General features: G+C 69.3%; 17 protein-coding genes and 1 tRNA gene. 3 read left to right on the forward strand and 15 right to left on the reverse strand.

Features of this window, described 5'->3' with window-relative positions:
- Positions 1-58: 58 nt before the first annotated feature.
- The 13 genes from dacB to C5B99_RS14130 all read right to left on the reverse strand — a co-directional run bounded on the left by dacB (position 59) and on the right by C5B99_RS14130 (position 13393).
- A complete protein-coding gene (gene dacB, locus C5B99_RS14070) occupies positions 59-1465 on the reverse strand; it encodes a D-alanyl-D-alanine carboxypeptidase/D-alanyl-D-alanine-endopeptidase (protein WP_104243146.1) in 1407 nt (468 codons plus the stop codon).
- A gap of 156 nt (positions 1466-1621) precedes the next feature.
- Positions 1622-2404 (reverse strand): dihydrofolate reductase family protein, encoded by a 783-nt coding sequence (locus C5B99_RS14075; protein WP_104243148.1) that lies wholly within the window; start codon positions 2402-2404, stop codon positions 1622-1624.
- A 63-nt stretch (positions 2405-2467) separates the two neighbouring features.
- Complete coding sequence (gene folP / locus C5B99_RS14080; protein WP_104243150.1) at positions 2468-3397, reverse strand: dihydropteroate synthase; 930 nt, start codon at positions 3395-3397, stop codon at positions 2468-2470.
- Positions 3398-3492: 95 nt separating this feature from the next.
- A tRNA-Thr gene (locus C5B99_RS14085) sits at positions 3493-3568 on the reverse strand.
- Positions 3569-3655: 87 nt separating this feature from the next.
- Positions 3656-5254: an alpha/beta hydrolase gene (locus tag C5B99_RS14090; RefSeq protein WP_104243152.1), complete on the reverse strand. Its 1599-nt coding sequence runs from the start codon at positions 5252-5254 to the stop codon at positions 3656-3658.
- The gene (locus tag C5B99_RS14095; protein ID WP_104243154.1) at positions 5251-6420 is read right to left on the reverse strand and encodes a DNA polymerase III subunit delta'; all 1170 of its coding nucleotides are present in this window, start codon (positions 6418-6420) and stop codon (positions 5251-5253) included. The genes C5B99_RS14090 and C5B99_RS14095 overlap by 4 nt, the downstream gene beginning before the upstream one ends.
- Before the next feature lie 2 nt (positions 6421-6422).
- Positions 6423-7061, reverse strand: coding sequence for a dTMP kinase (gene tmk, locus C5B99_RS14100; protein WP_104243156.1), 639 nt, complete (start codon positions 7059-7061; stop codon positions 6423-6425).
- Positions 7058-9952 (reverse strand): type I DNA topoisomerase, encoded by a 2895-nt coding sequence (gene topA, locus C5B99_RS14105; protein WP_104243158.1) that lies wholly within the window; start codon positions 9950-9952, stop codon positions 7058-7060. Before topA ends, tmk begins: the two co-directional genes overlap by 4 nt.
- Complete coding sequence (locus C5B99_RS19835) at positions 9904-10563, reverse strand: Rv3654c family TadE-like protein (RefSeq protein WP_104243160.1); 660 nt, start codon at positions 10561-10563, stop codon at positions 9904-9906. The genes topA and C5B99_RS19835 overlap by 49 nt, the downstream gene beginning before the upstream one ends.
- Positions 10470-10838, reverse strand: a complete 369-nt coding sequence (locus tag C5B99_RS14115) for a TadE family type IV pilus minor pilin (protein ID WP_258063373.1) — start codon at positions 10836-10838, stop codon at positions 10470-10472. Before C5B99_RS14115 ends, C5B99_RS19835 begins: the two co-directional genes overlap by 94 nt.
- Positions 10835-11053 (reverse strand): DUF4244 domain-containing protein, encoded by a 219-nt coding sequence (locus C5B99_RS14120; RefSeq protein ID WP_181058019.1) that lies wholly within the window; start codon positions 11051-11053, stop codon positions 10835-10837. Before C5B99_RS14120 ends, C5B99_RS14115 begins: the two co-directional genes overlap by 4 nt.
- Before the next feature lie 109 nt (positions 11054-11162).
- Positions 11163-12212 carry a type II secretion system F family protein gene (locus tag C5B99_RS14125; RefSeq protein WP_104243162.1) on the reverse strand — a complete coding sequence of 350 codons (1050 nt, stop codon included), beginning with the start codon at positions 12210-12212 and terminating at the stop codon, positions 11163-11165.
- Positions 12209-13393: a TadA family conjugal transfer-associated ATPase gene (locus tag C5B99_RS14130; RefSeq protein WP_104243164.1), complete on the reverse strand. Its 1185-nt coding sequence runs from the start codon at positions 13391-13393 to the stop codon at positions 12209-12211. Before C5B99_RS14130 ends, C5B99_RS14125 begins: the two co-directional genes overlap by 4 nt.
- A 553-nt stretch (positions 13394-13946) precedes the next feature.
- Here C5B99_RS14130 and acs point away from each other — a divergent pair.
- The gene (gene acs, locus C5B99_RS14135) at positions 13947-15914 is read left to right on the forward strand and encodes an acetate--CoA ligase (RefSeq protein WP_104243166.1); all 1968 of its coding nucleotides are present in this window, start codon (positions 13947-13949) and stop codon (positions 15912-15914) included.
- Between the two features lie 96 nt (positions 15915-16010).
- Here acs and C5B99_RS14140 read toward each other — a convergent pair whose 3' ends face one another.
- Positions 16011-16472, reverse strand: a complete 462-nt coding sequence (locus tag C5B99_RS14140; RefSeq protein WP_104243168.1) for a RidA family protein — start codon at positions 16470-16472, stop codon at positions 16011-16013.
- 2 nt (positions 16473-16474) lie between these two features.
- Positions 16475-16633, reverse strand: coding sequence for a hypothetical protein (locus C5B99_RS19365; RefSeq protein WP_181058021.1), 159 nt, complete (start codon positions 16631-16633; stop codon positions 16475-16477).
- 164 nt (positions 16634-16797) lie between these two features.
- Between C5B99_RS19365 and C5B99_RS14145 the strand changes: the two genes are divergently transcribed.
- Positions 16798-19254: a transglycosylase domain-containing protein gene (locus tag C5B99_RS14145; protein ID WP_181058023.1), complete on the forward strand. Its 2457-nt coding sequence runs from the start codon at positions 16798-16800 to the stop codon at positions 19252-19254.
- Between the two features lie 32 nt (positions 19255-19286).
- Positions 19287-20249 (forward strand): metallophosphoesterase, encoded by a 963-nt coding sequence (locus tag C5B99_RS14150; protein ID WP_104243172.1) that lies wholly within the window; start codon positions 19287-19289, stop codon positions 20247-20249.
- The last annotated feature ends 2 nt before the right edge of the window (positions 20250-20251 follow it).

Consider the following 20251-nt stretch of genomic DNA (forward strand, 5'->3'; position numbering starts at 1 on the left):
AGTCTGCCGCAGCGTTCCTGGATGAGCCAGGCGCATCCGCGCCCGCTCAGCTCGTCGCTCACCAGTTGGCGAGGGATGCGCCGCACGAGTAGGCGCGGGCGGCGATGCTGTCGAGCGCGTCGCGGTTGGCGGGCGTCACGGCGCCGACGACGAAGAACGCGAAGGTCAGCCTGCTGCCGTCCGCGGCGGTCATGTAGCCGGCGAGTCCGTAGACCTCGTTGATCCACCCGGTCTTCGCGGTGATGGCGCCTGGGGGGACGCCCAGGGAGGTGAGCCTCGTCTGGAGGGTGCCGGTCTGGCCGGATGCGGGCAGGTCGTCGAGCATCTGGGACGCGGCGATGTCCGGCTGCGAGATGGCTTGCAGCAGCTCGGCGACGAGTTCGGGCGGAACTCGGTTGTCGGCGGACAGACCGGAGCCGTCCGCGAGGACGAGGCCGTCGGCGTCGAGGCCGAGGGTCGACAGAGCCTGGCTGGTCGAGGCTTGGATGGCGGCGAAGTCAGTACCGACACCCTGCTCGATCGCGACGAGCCGCGAGAGCATCTCGGCGACGTTGTTGTCGCTGTCGATGAGGGCGTAGTGCACGAGTTCTGAGACCGGCTGCGACCAGACCTCCGCGAGCAGCGTCGCGCCCTCCGGCACGGTGCCGCTCGCGCCTGCCGTCGCGGCTCCGAGCCTCGTGGCGAACGCGCCAGCGGCGGCGCCGCTCGGGTCATCCGTGCGGGGCGAGACGAGGCTCGCCGGGTTCTGGCGTCCGCCGTCGACCATGAGCGCCGAGATCGGGCTGATGTAGCCGTCGGTGCGGTCCGCCTGCAACCACGACGGCTGCCACTCCGGCCCGCTGAACGCCGACTTGTCGACGAGCACCTGGGTGAGGGGCGTGCCGGAGAGGCTCGGGTCGCTCGCCCAGGCCGTCCGGGTCTGGGCGGCGAGGTCGGCGAGCGTCGCTGTCGCGCCGGAGTAGTAGCTGCCCGCGCCGGTGTCGGTGGAGGCGAGGGTCACGTCCCCACCTCCCACGATGACCACCGAGCCCGGCTCGCTGCCTGCGTAGACGCGTGTCGGGATGCGGAAGTCCGGGCCGAGCACCTGCATGGCCGCGGTCGTGGTCAGGAGCTTCATGACGGATGCCGTCGGCACCGCGTCCGTCGCCTTGCGCTCGTAGATCGCCTCGCCGCTCTGCGAGTCGACGACCACGCCGTGGAAGTCGAGGGCTCCTGCGGCGCTCGCCACGTCCTCGATGGAGCAGGTTCGCATCGGCTCGGCGGCGGTGGCCTCGACGGGTGCCTCGCGAACCGCGCCGAGCGACTTGGCGGGGAGGATCTCGGACGTGCCGGCGAACGCCGGTGCTGCTGCTGCGAACCCGGCCGCGCCGGCCGCGAAGCCCCCTCCGAGCGCGAGGACGCCCGCGAGCGCGAAGCCGAGGAGGCGACTGGCGACTGAGCGCGGGGACTTTCCTGACCTGGCCATGTCACCTCCGGGCGGAACGAGGGGCCGCGTCGTCGTTCGACGGCACGGCAAGCTGCAAGTCTAGCCACGCGATGCGGGCGCCGCGCCTGACCGAGGATTCGGGGAGGCCTCCTGCCCGCTGGCTCGCTCGGCGGGGCAGGCGGGAGACTCGAGCCCTCAGCTCAGGCCGGCAGAGCGGAGGTAGTGGAGCAGCAGCGTGTCGTCGCACTCCAGGACACCGGCAAGGGCGAGCGGGTGCTGCGCAAGCGTCTCCGAGTGCGTGATGCGTCCACCCTGCCCACCAACCGACGCCGGCGAGATCGTCAGGCAGAGCTCGTCGAACGCGCCCTGAGCGTTGACCTCGCCGAACAGCGAGGGCCCGCCCTCGCAGAGCACCTCCGTGTGGCCCAGCTCGCGCAGCATGGCGCGGAGCTCGGTGACGTCGAGGGTTCCAGGGCGCTCCGGATGCTCCGGCACGGTGAGCACGGTCGCGACCTCCCGGAACGGTGCGAGCCGCTCGGTATCGGAGACGGGAGTCACCACGATGGGCGGTACGGGCGCATCCGCGAACATCTCGTGCTTCGGGTCGAGCGCGAGACGGTTCGAGACGATGCCCAGCGTCGGATGTGGGGGGCGCCCCCGCTCTTCGCGCCAGGCCACGGAGGGCTCGGAGACTCGAAGGCCCACGTAGCCTTCGTCGCGAAGGGTGCCAGCCCCCACAAGCACAAGGTCCGCGAGGCGACGCAGCAGCTCGAACACACGATGGTCCGCGGCGGTGCCGAGGCTCCCCGACCTGCCGTCGCCGCCCATCGCAGCCCCGTCGACGCTCGCCACGAAGTTCAGCCGGAACGCCCCGTTCGCGGGGTAGGCGTAGTGGGCGAGCAGCTGCTCGTCGTCGAGCTGCTCACGGGCACCCGCAGGACCGAGCAGCGAGCGGATCGCCGAGGATGGAGCGTTCATGCTGAGAGCATGCCACGCAGACGTGGACGGCAGTGGTGAGTCGAGTGCGAACTTGGGGGCGCCCTAGACGTTGTGTCGCGTGTACGCGGGCGCACGGAGGCCGAGGATCGCCTCGGTCATGCGGGTCGCGTCGACCGCCTCTGGCACGTTGTGCATTCGGACGATGCGAGCGCCGAGCAGGATGCACGCGACGGCCGCCGCCAGCGACCCGGCTACCCGCTCCCGCTTCGGCCTGTCGAGGCTCTCGCCGATGAAGTCCTTGTTGGAGACCGCGGCGAGGGAAGGGAAGCCCAGCGACGAGATCTCGTCGAAGTGCCGTGTCAGTGCGAGCGTGTGCAGCGTGTTCTTGTTGAGGTCGTGCCCCGGGTCGACGATGAGCTGGTCCTCCCCGACCCCCAGCTCGATGGCCCGCTCGGCGCGCGCCTGCAGGAACGAGCGCACCTCTCCCACCACGTCGTCGTAGTGCGGCCGGGCGAGCTCCGCCCGCGGGGCCGCGACGCTGTGCGTGATGACGAGCTGAGCATCCGAGCCCGCGACGACCCGCGCGAGGTCTTCGTCGCGGAGGCCGCTCGTGTCGTTGATGATGCCTGCGCCCGCTTCGAGGCACGCCTCGGCGACGCGTGCACGGTAGGTCTCCGCGGAGATGGGGATGCTGGTCCGCTCCCGCACGGCACGGATCACGGGCACCACCCGGCTGATCTCGTCCTGCTCGGAGAGCTCCTCACCTGGCGCGAAGGGCTGACCGCCGATGTCCACGATGTCCGCTCCCGCCCGTTCGGCGGCGAGCACCGCATCCACGGCGCTCTCGAGCGCGAAGGTCGCCCCATCGTCGTAGAACGAGTCGGGGGTGCGGTTCACGATCGCCATGACCGCCACCCGGTGAGAGAAGTCGAACCCCTCCCCCTCGCCGAGCCGATGGACCGGGCTGCGCAGGCCCGGGAATGCCAGGGGCGGGTGCTGGTCGGGGTCTTGGTGGTGCCGGCGCTCGAGCATCTCATCAGCGTAGGCGAGGCGCGCTGAGGAGCGCGGCCGACTCGGTGCCGCCGGAGAAGACGAAAGCCCCTCCGCACCGAAGTGCGGAGGGGCGATGGGGCCGCCTGCGAGAATCGAACTCGCGACCTATTCATTACGAGTGAATCGCTCTGCCGACTGAGCTAAGGCGGCCTGCCTGCAGCTCAACTCCCTGGGGCGCTGAACTCGACACCAAAGCATAACGCACACTCAGCTCAAGTGCACATCGGGGTGTCGGAGTCAGCAGACGAGGCCCTCTGCGGGCACCGTCCCGTCGATGAAGTACGCGTCGACCGCGCCCGTGACGCAGCTGTCGCCCTGCGTGTAGGCGAGGTGTCCTTCACCCTCGAAGGTGACGAGCGTGGCCGATTCGAGCTGCTCGGTCACTGCCTCCGCCCACGCGTATGGCGTGGCCGGGTCGCCCGTGGTGCCGATGACCAGCACGGGGTCCGCACCCGCTCCCGTGACGGGCGCGAGCTCGTTGGTGGATGGGAACGCCCATTGCTGGCAGGTCGTGTCGCCGAGCGCTTCAGGGCCGGGGATGCCGATGGGGGTCGACTCCGCGATCTGCCGGTTGAAGTCGGCGATCTTCGCGGGATCGGTCTCGACCGGGTAGTCGAGGCAGTTGATGGCCGTGAACGCCTCGAACATGTTGTCCGCGTAGGTGCCGTCGGGCTCGCGCCCGTAATAGGAGTCGCTGAGCGCGAAGAATCCTGCCGGGTCGCCGGTGGCCTCGTAGGCGGCGAACGCCTCGCTCAGGTACGGCCAGCTCTGGTCGTTGTACAGGGCCGAGCTGATGGCGGTGTCGATGACGCTGCTGGTGAGCTTCCGCCCGTCGGCGTTGTTGGGGAGCGTGTCGTCGGCCTCGGCCATGAGGGCGTTGATCTTCGCGATCGCGTCGTCGACGCTGCCCGTGAATGGGCAGCTGGTCGTCGTCAGGCAGTCCTCGAGGTAGGTGCGGGTCGCTTCGCCGAACGCGCCCTGCTGGGCGAGCACGACCTCGAAGGTCGAGAGCGTGGGGTCGGTCGCGCCGTCGAGCACGACGCGTCCGACGGTCTCGGGGAACATGTCGATGTACTGCGCGCCGATGTCGGTGCCATACGAGAACCCGAAGTAGTTGACCTTCGGGTCGCCGACGAGGGCTCGCATCATGTCGAGGTCCTTGACGGTGCTCTTCGTGTCGACGAACTCGAGGAGAGCCCCCGTGTTCTCGAGGCAGTCGTCGGCGAACTCCTTGGAGTTCGCGGTCACCGCGTCGATGATCTGCTGGTCGGTCGCCGTCTCGGCGTCGAGTTCCTCGTCGACGCCGTAGAACCATTCGTCCATGCCTGCGTCGTCGCGGCAGTCGACGGCGCTCGATTCCCCGACGCCGCGCGGGTCCCAGCCCACGATGTCGAAGTCGTCCATGAGCTCGGGCGTGAAGACGTACTCGGCGCTGTCGCGGACGAAGGAGATGCCGGAGGCGCCGGGGCCACCCGGGTTCGTGAAGATCGTGCCGAGGGGGTTGCCGCTCGCTGCTGGCACCTTGACCATGGCGAGCTCGATCTTCTCGGACGCCCCGTCGCCCCAGTTCATGGGAGCTTCTGCGGTGGCGCACTCGCGCCCGTTGCCGCAGTCGCCCCAGTCGAGGTCCTGCTCGTAGTACGCCTGGATGCTCGGCTCGAGCCCGGAGGGCACGAGCTGCGCGTCTTCCTGCGGCCCGCGGTCTCCCGACGTTCCGGGGCCCGAGAGGGTCGTGATGAGCGTGCATCCGCTGAGCGCGAAGATGACGGCGGCTGTGAGGAGCGAGGCGCCGATGCCCCGCGCAGTCGCTCGAGCGCGGGTGGTCGTTCTGGTCATGATGCTCCCTGCTGCTTCTGTGTCCAGCTGATCAAGAATGCCTCCAGCACGAGCGCCACGGGCACGTTCGCGGCGAGTCGTGCGCGAGCCTTGCTGACGGCGTCGATGCTGGTGAGCACGTCGTCGGAGCTGCGGGAGCCCGTTGCGGCTTCCAGCTCGCTCCTCCGGTGCTCGTTGACGAGCTCGACGGGCAGCTCGAGCTGCAGCATGAGCAGGTCGCGCAGCAGGGAGACGGAGTCGGTGAGGATGCGATCGATCGCGTCGACCTGCCCTCGCTTGGCCCGGCGCTTCTGGTGCTCCTCGAGCTCGCGGATCTGGCCGCGCAACTGCCGTGGCACCGCCTGTCCCGGTGTGAGCCCGAGCGAGCGGAATGCCGCGGCGCGCTCGTGCTCGTCGCGATCGGCGGCGTTGGCGGTTGCATCTTCGTCGGCGATGGTGACGAGCTGCGCCGCCTTGCGAACGGCCTCGCCGGTGGTGCGGATGTCGAGCAGCCCGTCGAGCGACGCGTCGCGCCTCCCCCAGGCGTCTTCGCTGGTCGCAAGGCGCTTGGCCATGCCGACGTGGCTCTGCGCTTCGCGGGCGGCACGCAGCGCGGTGTCGGGCTCGATCCCGTCGCGCCGGACGAGCAGGGCCGCGACGTCTCGAACCGCGGGGACGCGCAGGCGCACGCTGCGCACTCGCGAGCGGATGGTCGGCAGCAGGTCGGCCTCGCTCGGAGCGCAGAGCACCCAGACGGTCGATTCCGGCGGCTCCTCGATCGCCTTGAGGAGGGTGTTGGAGGTGCGTGCGACCATGCGGTCGGCGTCCTCGACGATGATGACCCTGTAGCGCCCGGTCATGGGGGACATGGAGGCGCGTTCGACGAGCTCGCGGGCGGTCTTGATGTCCAGCTGCACGGTCTCGGTCACGACCGCCGTGAGGTCGGGATGTGAGCGAGCGCGCACCTGCACGCACGACGGGCACACCCCGCATCCGCCGTCCGGGCAGAGGAGCGCGGCCGCGAAGGCGTAGGCCATGTTGCTTCGGCCGGAACCCGGAGGGCCGGTGATGAGCCAGGAGTTGGTCATGCCACTCGGGTCGATCGCTCCCCGCTTCGAGGCTTTCGCCGCGTTGGAGAACAGCGCTATCGCGTCGTCTTGACCGGACAGGTCGTCCCAGACGGTCACGGCTACTCGCCCGCCGACTGCCGCTCGAGGAGCTCGGCGACGCGGGTGCGGATGAGCTCGGCCACGTGCTCTCGAGGCTGGGTCGCGTCGATGACGAGGAACCTGCCGGGGTCTGCTGCGGCGAGGGCGAGGAACGCCGAGCGGACGGAGTCGTGGAACGCCTTGGACTCCGCTTCGAGCCGATCGTAGGTGCCGCGGGTCTCGCCGATGCGGCGACGGCCCTCTTCCGGGTCGAGGTCGAAGAGCACGGTGAGGTCGGGAAGGAGGCCGCGCGCGGCCCAGAGCGAGAGGTCTCTGACCTCGTCGGCGCCGAGCTCACGACCGGTCCCCTGGTACGCGATCGAGGAGTCGAGGTACCGGTCCTGCACGACGATGTCGCCGCGCTCGAGGGCTGGCCTCACGACCGTCGCGATGTGCTGTGCGCGGTCGGCGGCGTACAGGAGCGCCTCGGCTCGCGCGTCCATGTGCCCCTTGCGGTGGAGCACGAGCTCTCGGATGTCGGCGCCCAGGTCGGTGCCGCCTGGTTCGCGGGTGCGCACGACCTGCTGGCCGAGCGAGTTCAGCCAGTTCTCGAGCAGGCCCGAGTGCGTCGACTTCCCTGCCCCGTCGCCGCCCTCGAGCGTGATGAAGAGGCCCGTCATTCGGTGGCTGCTGCTTCGCTGGCCTTGGCCGCCGGCTTCTTGGCGGGTGCGCGCTTCGCGGCCGGCTTCTTCGCGGCGGTCGTCTTCGCCGTCGTCGACTTGGCCGCCGGCTTCTTCGCGGCAGGCTTCTTGGCGGCAGGCTTCTTCGCGGCCGTGGTCTTGCGCTTCACCGGTCCCTTGGCGCGCTTGTCGGCGAGCATCTGCACGGCCTCTTCGAAGGTGACATCCTCGGGGTTCGCGCCCCGTGTGACGGTCACGTTCGTCTCGCCGTCGGTCACGTACGGCCCGAAGCGGCCGTCCTTGATCTTGATCGGCTTTCCGCTGACCGGGTCGGCTTCGAACTCCTTGATCGCGGCCTTCGTGGTGCGAGCACCGTACTTGGGCTGCGCGAACAGCTCGTGCGCCGCTTCGAGCGTGACCGTGAAGATCTCGTCCTCGCTCGTGAGGGAGCGGGTGTCGGTCCCCTTCTTCAGGTACGGGCCGTAGCGGCCGTTCTGCGCGGTGATCTCCGCACCTGTCTCGGCGTCGACGCCGACGACCCTGGGCAGCTCGAGCAGCCCGATGGCCTGCTCGTAGGTGACCTGCTCGGGGATCATGGACTTGAAGAGCGATGCGGTGCGCGGCTTGTCTGCCGCGGCGGCCTTCTTGGCGCGCGGCTTCTTGACGGGACGCCCCTCGGCCGCAGCGGCTTTCGCCTCCGCCTCCTCCGCGAGTGCCTTGGCCTTCGCGTCCGCCTCCGCGGCGGCCTCTTCAGCTTCGGAGGGGCCTTCGGTCACGTAGGGGCCGAAGCGGCCGTCCTTGACGAGGATGCGCTTGCCGGTCTCGGGGACGACGCCGAGCACGCGGTCGGTCTGGATCGGTGCCTCGACGAGCTCGATCGCCTTCTGGGCCGTCAGCTCGTCCGGGGCCAGCTCCTCAGGCACGTTCACGCGGCGAGGAGTGTCGCCCTCCGTCTCCGGCGCCACCTCGAGGTACGGGCCGTAGCGTCCGATGCGGAGCACGATGCCGTCGGCGAGGGGGGTGGAGTTGATCTCACGGGCGTCGATCTCACCGAGGTTGTCGATGACGCCGCGCAGGCCCTTGTGGTCCTCGGTGCCGAAGTAGAAGCCACGCAGCCAGTCGTTGCGCTGCTCGGACCCTGCGGCGATCCGGTCGAGGTCGCCTTCCATCTGCGCCGTGAAGTTGTACTCGACGAGGTCGTGGAAGTGCTCCTCCAGGAGGCGGACGACGGAGAAGGCCGTCCAGCTGGGGACCAGTGCGCTGCCGCGCGGTGCGACGTAACCGCGGTCGATGATCGTGGAGATGATCGACGCGTAGGTGGACGGACGGCCGATGCCGAGCTCGTCGAGGGTCTTGACGAGGCTGGCTTCCGTGTAGCGCGGGGGTGGGCTCGTCTCGTGGCTCTTGGCGTCTGCCGTCTCGGTCTCGAGCTTCTGGCCCTTCTCGAGCGGCGGCAGCTTGGCCTCCGCGGTCGTCGAGTCGTCGCGCGCTTCGTCCTTTCCCTCCTCGTAGGCGGCGAGGAAGCCGCGGAAGGTGATGACGGTGCCGGATGCCTGGAACTCCGCCGCGCGGCTGGTGACCGTCCCCTGCGCATCGGACACGTCGACGGGCGAGGCGTCGATCGTGACGGTGGCCGTCTGCCCCTTGGCGTCGGCCATCTGCGAGGCGATGGTCCGCTTCCAGATGAGGTCGTAGAGCTTGAAGTCGTTCGGGCTCAGCTTGGGGCGCAGCTCGCTGGGAAGCGCGAAGGTGGACCCTGCTGGCCTGACCGCCTCGTGCGCTTCCTGCGCGTTCTTCGACTTGGAGCCGTAGAGGCGGGGAGCGGCGGGGACCGTCTCGGCGCCGTAGAGCTTCGACGCCTGCGTGCGGGCCGCGTTGAGGGCCTGCGACGAGAGCGACGACGAGTCGGTACGCATGTAGGTGATGTACCCGTTTTCGTACAGCGACTGGGCGACGCTCATCGTCTGGCGGGCGGTGAAGCGCAGCTTGCGCGCAGCCTCCTGCTGGAGCGTCGAGGTCGTGAACGGCGCGGCGGGGCGGCGCGTGTACGGCTTGGACTCGACGGAGGAGACCGTGAGGGGCACGGTGCCCGCGGTGAGCTGCACGGTCAGCGTGGTCGCCTCGGCCTCGCCGAGGATCACGCTGGTGTTCTTGAGCACACCGTGATCGTCGAAGTCGCGTCCGGTGGCGACGCGCTCGCCGTCGAGCTTCGTGAGGCGGGCGACGAAGGCTGCGCCGTCCTTGCCGGGCTCCGGCGCGAAGCGTGCTTCGACGCCCCAGTAGCTGGCCTTGACGAAGGCGAGGCGCTCGCGTTCGCGGTCGACGATGAGGCGTGTCGCCGCTGACTGCACGCGGCCGGCGGAGAGCCCGGGGCCGACCTTGCGCCACAGGACCGGGGAGACCTCGTAGCCGTAGAGACGGTCGAGGATTCGTCTGGTCTCCTGGGCGTCGACGAGGTGCACGTCGATGTCGCGAGTCCGGTCCTTGGCCGCCTCGATCGCCTCGCGGGTGATCTCATGGAAGACCATGCGCTTGACGGGGACCTTCGGCTGGAGCACCTGCAGGAGGTGCCAGGCGATGGCCTCTCCTTCGCGGTCCTCATCAGTTGCGAGGATGAGCTCGTCGGCGTCCTTCAGAGCTCGCTTGAGCTCGGCGACGGTCTTCTTCTTCTGCTCGGAGACCACGTAGTAGGGCTCGAAGCCGTTGTCGACGTCGACGCTGAACTTGCCGAGGGAGCCCTTCTTGAGTTCCGGCGGGAGGTTCTTGGGCTCGATGAGGTCGCGAATGTGTCCGACGGAGGCGAGCACGGTGTAGTCATCACCGAGATACTGCGAGATGCTCTTCACTTTGGTCGGCGACTCGACGATGACCAGTGTGTTGCTGCCTGACACAAGCGTTCCTTGGATGGGTCTGCGTGCTTTCGCACGGCGATTCCGGCTGGCCGGAGTGATGTGGGGGCTGTTGCCACCCGTCGGCGCCCATTATATGGACGGGCTGGTCTGTGAACGGGCTGGCTGAAACGGAAGGCTTCCAAATGCTGGCGGCTCCGCCTCACGTCTTCTCGTTCCGGCGGCGGTCCTGCCCTCGACGATTCCGAAAAGACGAACGGGCCGGACTCTACACGAACTCGCACAACGGCCTCCCGGCCATCGGTCGCGCACTCCTCCAGCGATGCGCCGTTCGCCTCGACGACGCGACCCGCTTCCGCACACGGTTCTCCGTCCAGATACCCCGAGGCGACGTCCGCCGCCGCGAGCGCCCCGGCATCCGCGGCCGCCTGCGCAGCTTGCCTGGCGGGGAAGGCAGCCAGCATGCCGATCGCGCCGATGGAGATCGCGAGGACGAGCAGCCCGACGGCGAGCACGACGACCCCACCGGCGCCGCGCTCTCCGGCGAGCTTCGCGGCGATCACCGGCCACCACCGAGAGCGCAGGCGCGTGCGGCGACCGTGACGGGCAGCTCCCGCTGGCCGAGTTCGAGCGGCGCGGATGCGAGCGCGCACACGAGCCCATCCGCGTGGCTGATCTCGAGCTTCGCGTCGGGCACGAGCGCCTGGATGCGGGCACGCGCGATGGCCTCGTCGTCACCCCTGGCGATGAGCCTGACCGAGTCGGCGACCGCATCCTGCAGCCGCACCTGCACCACGACGCCTTGGAGTCCGGCGAGGCACAGCGCGAGCAGGAGGACGACGGCGGGTGCGACGATGGCGAACTCCGCGGTCGCGGAGCCCCGGCACGAGCGGGCGAGCTGTCGCCACCGCGGCACCCGGAGCATCATTCGTCCAGCGTGAGCGCGGTCCGGATGATGTTCTCGAGCAGTTCGCGGACCTCGTCGCTCTGCATGATGACGACGAGGAGTCCCGCGAAGGCGACGGCGGCCATGGTCGCGATCGCGTACTCGGCGGTCGCCGCACCCTCCTCGTCGTGGAGACGGGCTCGGAGTCTCGTGAGGATGGCGCGTGGGCCTGCGCTGAGGCGGTCGTTGGTGAGCAAGGTTGTACCTCTCTTATTGGTTGTCAGTTCGGAGTCGGCACGAGCGTCGAGGGGCAACCGTCTGGGCTGCCGAAGGAGTGGCGGCGGCGGCGCGCCTTCGAGGCGCGCATCACAGCCGCGAGATCGTCTGGGTGAGCACCGCGAGGATGAGCGGCGCGACGCCGAGGAGCAGGAACGCGGGGAGCACGCAGAGCCCGAGCGGCAGCATGAGGCGCACTCCGAGCTGCGCGGCGTTCCGACTCGATGCGGCTCGGGCGTCTCGGCGCTCCAGTGCGGCCTCGCTCCGGAGGAGCTCGGCGGCGGGTACTCCGGCGTCTCCGGCGAGGTCGAGGACCCGCTCGATGCGACCGTCTGAGCGCGAGGCTTCCCGAATCGGCCGGTCGCCGTGGGCCAGGTCGGCGTCTTCGAGGACACGCTCGACCTGATGCAGGACGGTGCCGGCGGATGCCCCGCCGAGCATGCCGAGCGCCGTCAGGTCGAGTGCAAGGCCCGGCACCGGGTCTCGTCTCGAGGCCGCCGCGATGAGGGCGCGGTTCCAGAGGTGCGCGGTCGTCATGAGCGCGAGGCCGCCGACGAGGCAGGCCAGGCCGATGGGGGTGCCGAAGAGCACGGCGAGGCTGTCGAAGCCGAGCGCGAGGCCGAGCAGCACCCCCACTGCCGGCAGACCCATGACGAGGCGTGCGGCGCTGCTCGGGCCGGCGAGCGCGAGCTCCACATCGCGCTCGGCTGCTGCATGATCTCGGAAGGACTGCCCGAGGTCGGCGAGGCCGCGGGCGAGCGGGGCACCCGTGCGTTCGGCGAGCGACCACGCACAGCCGAGGGAGCGCCAGCTCGTCGCCTGCTGCTCTCGGAGTATCGCGCCGACGCGCTGGCCCGCACGCAGGCCTCGCGCGACCCGGAGCTCGACGGGCTCGGCGACGTCGACGCGCGGCGGCGCCACCCTCACGCGGAACACGGCGATCGCTCGTCGTCGCAGCTCGCCTCGGAGCGCGCTTCCCGCCCGAGCGTGATGACTCGCCGGGTGCGCCGACTCGGCTGCGGCGAAGCTCGCGACGTGCTGCCAGGCGGAGGCCGCCGTGGCGCCGCCGAGGAGCAGTGCGGCCAGGCGCTCGACGACCGCAGCCGTCTGCTCGGCCTCGTCGATGGCCTGCCTCGTCATGACCGCCTGGGCTCTCGGTGACGGGTTCCGGTCGCGCCGGTCCCCGTCCCCGCCTCAGGGAGGGACGTGGACCCGGCGACGTCGACGCCGGGCGCGCCCCGCGGGCGCGTCACCGTGGCGATCGCCAATCGACCAGCAGCATCGAGACGGAACTCGCCGATCTCCGCGAGTCGTCGATGCCCGGACGGGGTGCGCTCGACGTGCATGACGAGGTCGATGGCACTCACCGTCTGCCGCGCAACCGCGTCCGGTGTCATCCCCGCGAGCGCACCGAGGGCCTCCAGCCGGGAGGGCACGTCCGCGAGCGAGTTCGCGTGCAGCGTGCCCGCGCCGCCGTCGTGGCCGGTGTTGAGGGCCGCCAGCAGCTCCCGCAGCTCCGCGCCACGGCACTCGCCGAGCACGAGTCGGTCAGGGCGCATCCGCAGGGACTCGCGGACGAGGCGCTCGAGGGGCACGCTGCCCGCGCCTTCGATGTTCGCCTGCCTCGCCTCCAGCGAGACGCTGTGCGGGTGCGCGATACGCAGCTCAGCCACGTCCTCGATCAGGATGATGCGGTCCCGCGCATCGGCCTCCGAGAGCATGGCAGCCAGGAAGGTCGTCTTCCCGCTTCCGCCCGCACCGGTCACGAGGACGTTCGCTCGGGTCCGCACCGCCTCGCGAACGAGGTCCTCGGCACCGGGAGCGAAGAACGCCTGTCGGTCGAGCTGCTCAAGCGTGAGCTGACGAACCTTCGGGGCTCTGATCGACAGCAGGGTGCCCGTGGTCGAGACGGGCGGGAGCACGGCGTGCACGCGGATACCGTCGGCGATCCGCACATCCACGCATGGCGCGGATTCGTCGAGGTGCCGTCCGCCGGCCGCGACGATGCGGACCGCGAGTTCCCGCAGCGCCCGCTCGCTCGGGGCCAGCCAGGACTCCTCCCGCTCGGCGCCGCGCCCCCGGTCGACGTACAGCCCGTCGCAGCCGTTGACGAAGAGGTCGGTCACCTCGCCGTCTGCCACGTACCCGGCGAGCGGGCCGAACGCGTCCGCTTGGCCTCGGGTGAGCGGGCGCACCGATCGCGGTGTGGAGTCGTCGAAACCGGCGCGTGGCGGCAACGTGAGCGACGCGGCTCGGTCGGCTGCTGGACGAGCGACGAACCGCTGGGCGGGCGCTGCGCCGGAGCCTGAGGTGAAGGACATGCAGGAAGCGTACGAACGGCCGCGCTCGAGCGCGGGCGACGGTGCGCCGACTGGGGAGGAGCGTTCTCCACAGGTCCAAGAGCCGCAGAGTCGCGCGGTTAACTGAAGAGGCGCCCGGACAGGGGGATATCCGAGCGCCTCAGCTCATGCAGCGTTCAGGGGGGTTGATTGCTGCAGAGCGACGACAGTTGCGACAGAGAGCGAAACCATCGAAGTCCATGCTAGTGCATATTTCGCCCGAGACCACGTCTGGTTCCCAGACAATCGAAAAATGTTCGGCTGCGCTCTCACGACCGCACGGCTGCACAAATCCCGCACGCTGAAAGGCCGGTGGGGCTGCGCTCCGGCGCTCAGAGACCGAGCGTCGAGCGCGTCGCCGCTGGCACTGCTGCCGGTTCACTTCCGCGGGACCCGGCGCCGCAGGGATCCTCCGAAGCGCTCCGACATTCCCCCCGAAAGGCGGGAGTCGGAGCGCATGCTGGCTCCGTAGACTTCTCAGAGGCTGCGCCGCAATGAGGTGGCGCGGCATCGCAACGACGCGAAAGGACCTGTGGTGGCTGACAAGATCGAACACCTCCTGGAAGACCTCGAGACCTTCCCGCCCAGCGACGACTTCACGTCCTCCTCCCCCGTGCCGGCCGACCTCGGCGCACGGGCAGAAGAAGACCGGCTCGGATTCTGGGCCGAGCAGGCCAAGGAGTTGCACTGGTCGACGCCGTTCACCGAGGTCCTCGACTGGAGCGATGCTCCCTTCGCGAAGTGGTTCGCCGATGGCACGCTCAACGCGAGCTTCAACTGCGTCGACCGTCACGTGCTCGCCGGCAACGGCGACCGAGTCGCGATCTACTGGGAGGGCGAGCCCGGCGACAAGCGCACCATCACGTACTCCGACCTCCTCGGCGAGGTGAAGCGGGCCGCGAACCTCCTGGAGAGCCTCGGCGTCGCGGCCGGAGACGTCGTCGCCATCTACATGCCCATGATCCCGGAGACCGTCGTCGCGATGCTCGCCTGCGCGCGCATCGGTGCCATCCACTCGGTCATCTTCGGCGGCTTCAGCGCCGACTCCATCCGCAGCCGCGTCGAGGATGCGAACGCGAAGCTCGTGATCACGAGCGACGGCTCCATCCGCAAGGGGCGGATCTTCCCCCTCAAGGAGACCGTGGATGCGGCGCTCGAGGCAGACGGGCACACCGTCGAGCACGTGCTCGTCGTCCGTCGCGCCGACAACGAGCCGTCGCTGACCCCGGGGCGTGACCTCTGGTGGCACGAGGAGATCTCGCAGGTGAGCGATGAGCACGTCGCGAAGCCGTTCCCCGCCGAGCACCCGCTCTTCATCCTCTACACGTCGGGCACGACCGGGAAGCCGAAGGGCCTCCTGCACACGACCGGCGGCTACCTCACCCAGACGTCGTTCACGCACCGCACCATCTTCGACCTGAAGCCGGAGCAGGACGTCTACTGGTGCTCGGCCGACGTCGGCTGGGTGACCGGCCACAGCTACTTCGTCTACGGACCGCTCGCGAACGGTGCGACGCAGGTCATGTACGAGGGCACGCACGACACCCCGGACCTCGGCCGCTGGTTCGACATCATCGAGCGCTACGGCGTCACGATCTTCTACACGGCGCCGACGGCGATCCGCGGATACATGAAGTCAGGCAGGCAGATCCCCGCGAAGTACGACCTCTCCTCGATCCGCCTCCTCGGCTCCGTAGGGGAGCCGATCAACCCTGAGGCCTGGTCCTGGTACCGGGAGGTCATCGGCGGCAACCGCGTGCCCGTCGTCGACACCTGGTGGCAGACCGAGACGGGCGCCATCATGATCTCCGCGATCCCGAGCCAGGTCGCGCTCAAGCCCGGCGCAGCGCAGGTGCCTGTCCCCGGGGTGGTCGTCGAGGTCGTCGACGACAAGGGCGAGCGCGTCAACCCCGGCGAGATGGGGCTCCTCACGATCACGGAGCCGTGGCCGTCGATGACTCGAGGCATCTACGGCGACCGGGAGCGGTTCATCGAGACGTACTGGTCCCAGTTCCCTGGCCGCTACTTCGCCGGCGACGGTGCCGGCGTCGACAAGGACGGGCACCTCTGGCTGCTCGGCCGAGTGGACGACGTCATGAACGTCTCCGGCCACCGGCTCTCGACGACCGAGATCGAGTCGGCGCTCGTCGACCACCCGTTCGTCGCCGAGTCGGCGGTGGTCGGCGCGAGCGACGAGACGACGGGGCAGGCGGTCGTCGCCTTCGTCGTCCTGAAGGAGAGCAAGAAGGCGGAGATCGAGGCCTCTGACGCTCCGAAGGTGCTGCGCGAGCACGTGTCGACGAAGATCGGCGCGATCGCTCGCCCCCGTCAGGTGTATGTCGTCGCAGAGCTCCCCAAGACCCGTTCCGGCAAGATCATGCGGCGCCTGCTGCGCGATGTGGCAGACGGCAAGGCGGTCGGCGACACGACGACCCTGACCGACGCCTCGGTGATGTCGGCGATCTCCTCCGGCGTCGCATCCGGAGCCGCCGACGACGATTGACCCGACGCAGCCAGAATGACGGAAGCCCTGCACCCCTCGGAGGAGGGATGCAGGGCTTCCGTCGGTTCAGCTGCTCGCGCCGCGCGCGGCGGGCCGTTACTCGTACGCGACGATGAGGTCGACCTCGACCGGTGAGTCGAGCGGCAGCACGGCGACGCCCACCGCGGCGCGGACGTGCGTGCCCGCGTCGCCGAAGGCGAGCCCCAGCATCTCGGAGACGCCATTCGCGACGAGCGGCTGCTCGGTGAAGTCGGGGGCGGATGCGACGTAGACGGTGACCTTCACGACTCGCGTCACGCGATCGAGGTCGCCGATGACGGACTTGATGGCCGCAAGCGCGTTGAGCCCGGCGAAGGCCGCGAACTCGATGGCATCGTCGCGCGGCACCTCAGCGCCGACCTTGCCCTTCTCGGGGAGCGCTCCCTCGATGAACGGGAGCTGCCCCGACGTGTACACGAGGCCGCCGTGCTCGACTGCGGGCACGTAGGCGGCGACCGGAGCGGCAACCGGAGGTACCGCCATTCCCATCGCGCCGAGACGTTCTTCTACCTGGCTCATGCTCACTCCCCCGCGATCGGGCGCTTCATGTAGGCGACGGACCCGCCCTCAGCATTCGTGGAAACCTGCACCAGCTCCCAGCCCTGAGCACCCCAGTTGTTGAGGATGACAGTGGGGGTGTGCAATGGGAGCGGGGTGATGAAATATTCCCACTTCTGCATGGACGTCCTCCTGTGCGATGAGCGCTCAGGCTCTTCATGGGGTACTCATTGAACACTCCTGAAGACGCCACGAGCGGGTGTGACTTACCCTTGATCCTATGTCTGTCACGAATCCAGGGGCGCCCAAACGCAACATTCTGGGTGGCCTCCTAGGGCTGCTTGGTATGAGCGGAGTCGCGGGCGTGCTCGTCACGGCCATGATCACCCCGCTCATCGCCGTCACCGGCGTCGCCGCGAACAGCACCATCTCGCTGTTCGAGAACCTCCCGACGTACCTCGAGATCGGCTCACTGCAGCAGAAGACCGAGCTGTACGCCGCCAACGGACAGAAGTTCGCCGAGTTCTACAACCAGAACCGCGAAGAGGTCCCACTCGACCAGATCTCCCCGTACGTCGCCGCCGCGGCGATCTCGGTGGAGGACCCGAGGTTCCGCGAGCATGGTGGCGTCGACGTCATCTCGGCGGCGCGTGCGCTCGCCCAGTCCGTCATCGGCGATGGCGCGGCAGGCGCATCCACGATCACCATGCAGTACGTGCGCAACGTGCGCGTGCAGACGGCCGAAGCGATCCCGAATCAAGAGGAACGCGACAAGGCCTACCTCGAGGCGACCGAGACCACGACGGGCCGCAAGCTCCAGGAGATGCGTCTCGCGATCGGCGTGGAGAAGCAGTTCTCCAAGGACGAGATCCTCCAGGGCTACCTCAACATCGCCCTCTTCGGCGGCACCACCTACGGCATCGAGTCGGCCGCCCAGCGCTACTTCGGCAAGTCCGCGCTCGACCTGAACCTGCAGGAGTCCGCGAGCCTCATCGCGATCGTGCAGGAGCCGAACGCCTACCGCCTCGACGTGCCCGAGAACATCGAGCCGAACAAGGTGCGCCGCGACTACATCCTCATGCGCATGATGGAGGAGGGCGCGATCGACCAGGCGACCTACGACGCGACCGTCGTGCTGCCCGTCGAGCCCCGCCCGACGGAGCCGAAGCACGGCTGCGGCGCGGCCGAGGGCAACGCGCAGTACTTCTGCGACTACGTGCGGCTCGTCATGGTGCAGGATCCCGCCTTCGGTGAGACCTACGAGGAGCGGCAGTTCAACTTCCAGACCAAGGGCTACCAGATCCACACGACCCTCGATCTCGACATGCAGGCTCAGGGCCAGGCCTCGATGGCCTCGGCCGTGCCCGCCTACGTCGACGGCATGGACATGGGATCTGCCGCTTCGATGGTCGAAGAGGGCACGGGCCGCGTGCTCATGATGGTGCAGAACACCGCCTTCGGCGACACGGAGGAGTTGGCCGGCCAACCGGGGTACACGTCGGTGAACTACAACACCGACTACGAGTACGGCGGCTCCACGGGGTTCCAGGTCGGGTCGACCTACAAGATGTTCACCCTCGCCGAATGGCTGGCGTCAGGGAAGTCGTTGAACTCCTCGGTCAACGGCAAGGACCGCGCCTTCAACCTCGCGAACTTCCAGAACTCCTGCCTCGGGGCTGACGGCGGCTCCTGGTCGCCGACCAACGACGGCGGCGCGAAGGTCGGCAACGTGTCGGTCCGCCAGGCGACGTCGCAGTCCATCAACACGGCGTACGTGGCCATGGCCGAACAGCTCGACCAGTGCCGCATTCGCGACACCGCGATGGCCATGGGCGCGCACCGCGCCGACGGGGCCATCAACGAGTCGAACCCGGCCGCAGTGCTCGGAACCAACACGATCGCGCCTCTGTCCATGGCGACCGCCGTGGCCGGATTCGCGAACGGCGGCGTCACCTGCACGCCCATCGCGATCGACAGCATCACGCTGCGCGACGGCTCATCCATCGAGGCCCCGAAGTCGACGTGCAACCAGGCGGTGACCCCCGAGGTCGCGGCCGGCGTGACCGCGGCCCTCCAGGGCGTCGCCAACGGCGGCACGGGCAGCGCCTCGAACCCCGGCATCGCACCGCTCATGGGCAAGACCGGAACGACGGACAGCGGCCTGCAGACCTGGATGGTCGGAGCCACCACGAAGGTCGGCCTCGCCGTCTGGGTGGGCAACGCCAGCGGCCAGGTCCCCATGTACGGCGTCGACCTCCCCCGTGCGGTCGGAAGCCAGACGCGTCACGTCATCTTCAACGACGTCATCGCCCAGGCGATGCGCACCTACGGAGGCGACTCGTTCCCCGAGCCGACCGGCAGCGCCGTCAAGAACGAGCAGGTGACGGTCCCCGACCTGACCGGAAAGACGACCGCTGAGGCGAAGTCCTCGCTCGAGGGGCTCGGCTTCACCGTGTCCGTCGGCAACGCCGTCGCATCCGATCAGCCGGAAGGCACCGTGGCGAGCACCTTGCCGAGCGCGAACACCCGCGTAACGCAGGGAACGACGATCACGATCAGCCCGTCGCGCGGGCCAGCCCCCACACCGACCACCGCGGCGCTCGTCGCACCGGACCTGGCGGGGCAGACACAGGAGCAGGCGCAGTCCACACTCTCCCAGCTCGGCTTCAGCGGCACGATGGCGATCCTCACCGAGGAGAGCTCGACCGTCCCGAAGGGACAGGTGATCCGCACCGACCCGGCGCCCGGCGCGGAGCTGGAGCGCAGCGGTTCCATCCAGGTCTACGTCTCTTCCGGCCCCTAGCAGGCCATCGCACCAACTGAAACGAGTTCCACATGGCGAATTCCGTCGCCACCTCGGGCCAAGAAACCTCTTCCGGCCTCGGACCAGCAAGCGCCGTCGCCCTCACCCTTCTCGGGGTGGGGGCGGCGACCGCCATCTACGGCACGATGATCGAGCGCCGCGCGTTCCGCCTGCGACGCATCGAGTCGCGCATCCTGCCCCCGGGCTCGGCCCCGCTGCGCGTGCTGCACCTCAGCGACTTCCACGTCGCCCCCTGGCAGCGCAAGAAGCAGGACTTCGTCAGAGGGCTCGCCGCCCTCCAGCCCGACCTCGTCATCGGCACAGGTGACAACCTCGGCCACGTCGATGCGGTCCCGACCGTCGCCAGCATGCTCGAGCCGTTCGAGGGGATCCCCTCGGTGCACGTGTACGGCTCCAACGACTACCTGGGCCCCGTCCTCAAGAACCCCTTCACGTACTTCAGCAGCTCCACCCACGTTGCGAAGAAGGCTCCGCACCTCGACACGGAGGGCCTCACCGCCCACTTCGACCGCCTCGGGTGGACGCCCCTCAACAACGCTGCCGCCGTCCTCGAGGTCGCCGGCAGGCGCATCCGCTTCTTCGGGGTCAACGACCCGCACATCGACGCCGACGACTTCGCCGCGGCGGGCGAGGCGCTGCGAGACGCGTCGGAGGGCCAGGACTGGGACCTCACGATCGGCCTCGCTCATGCCCCGTACCAGCGTGTGCTCAGCGGCCTCGTCGACCTGGGCGCAGACGCGATCTTCGCCGGCCACACCCACGGTGGCCAGGTCTGCGTGCCCGGCTACGGGGCACTTGTCACCAACTGCGACATCCCGCGTGAGCAGGTGAAGGGCCTCAGCACGTGGACCTCGCGTGGCCGCAGCGCCGCCCTGCACGTCTCTGCCGGACTCGGCACCTCCATCTACGCCCCGGTGCGCTTCGCATGCCCACCGGAGGCGACCCTCCTGACCTTCCTACCCCGGGTATCGTGACC

The sequence above is a fragment of the Pseudoclavibacter sp. Z016 genome, from assembly GCF_002931215.1.
Classification (GTDB): Bacteria; Actinomycetota; Actinomycetes; order Actinomycetales; family Microbacteriaceae; genus Pseudoclavibacter.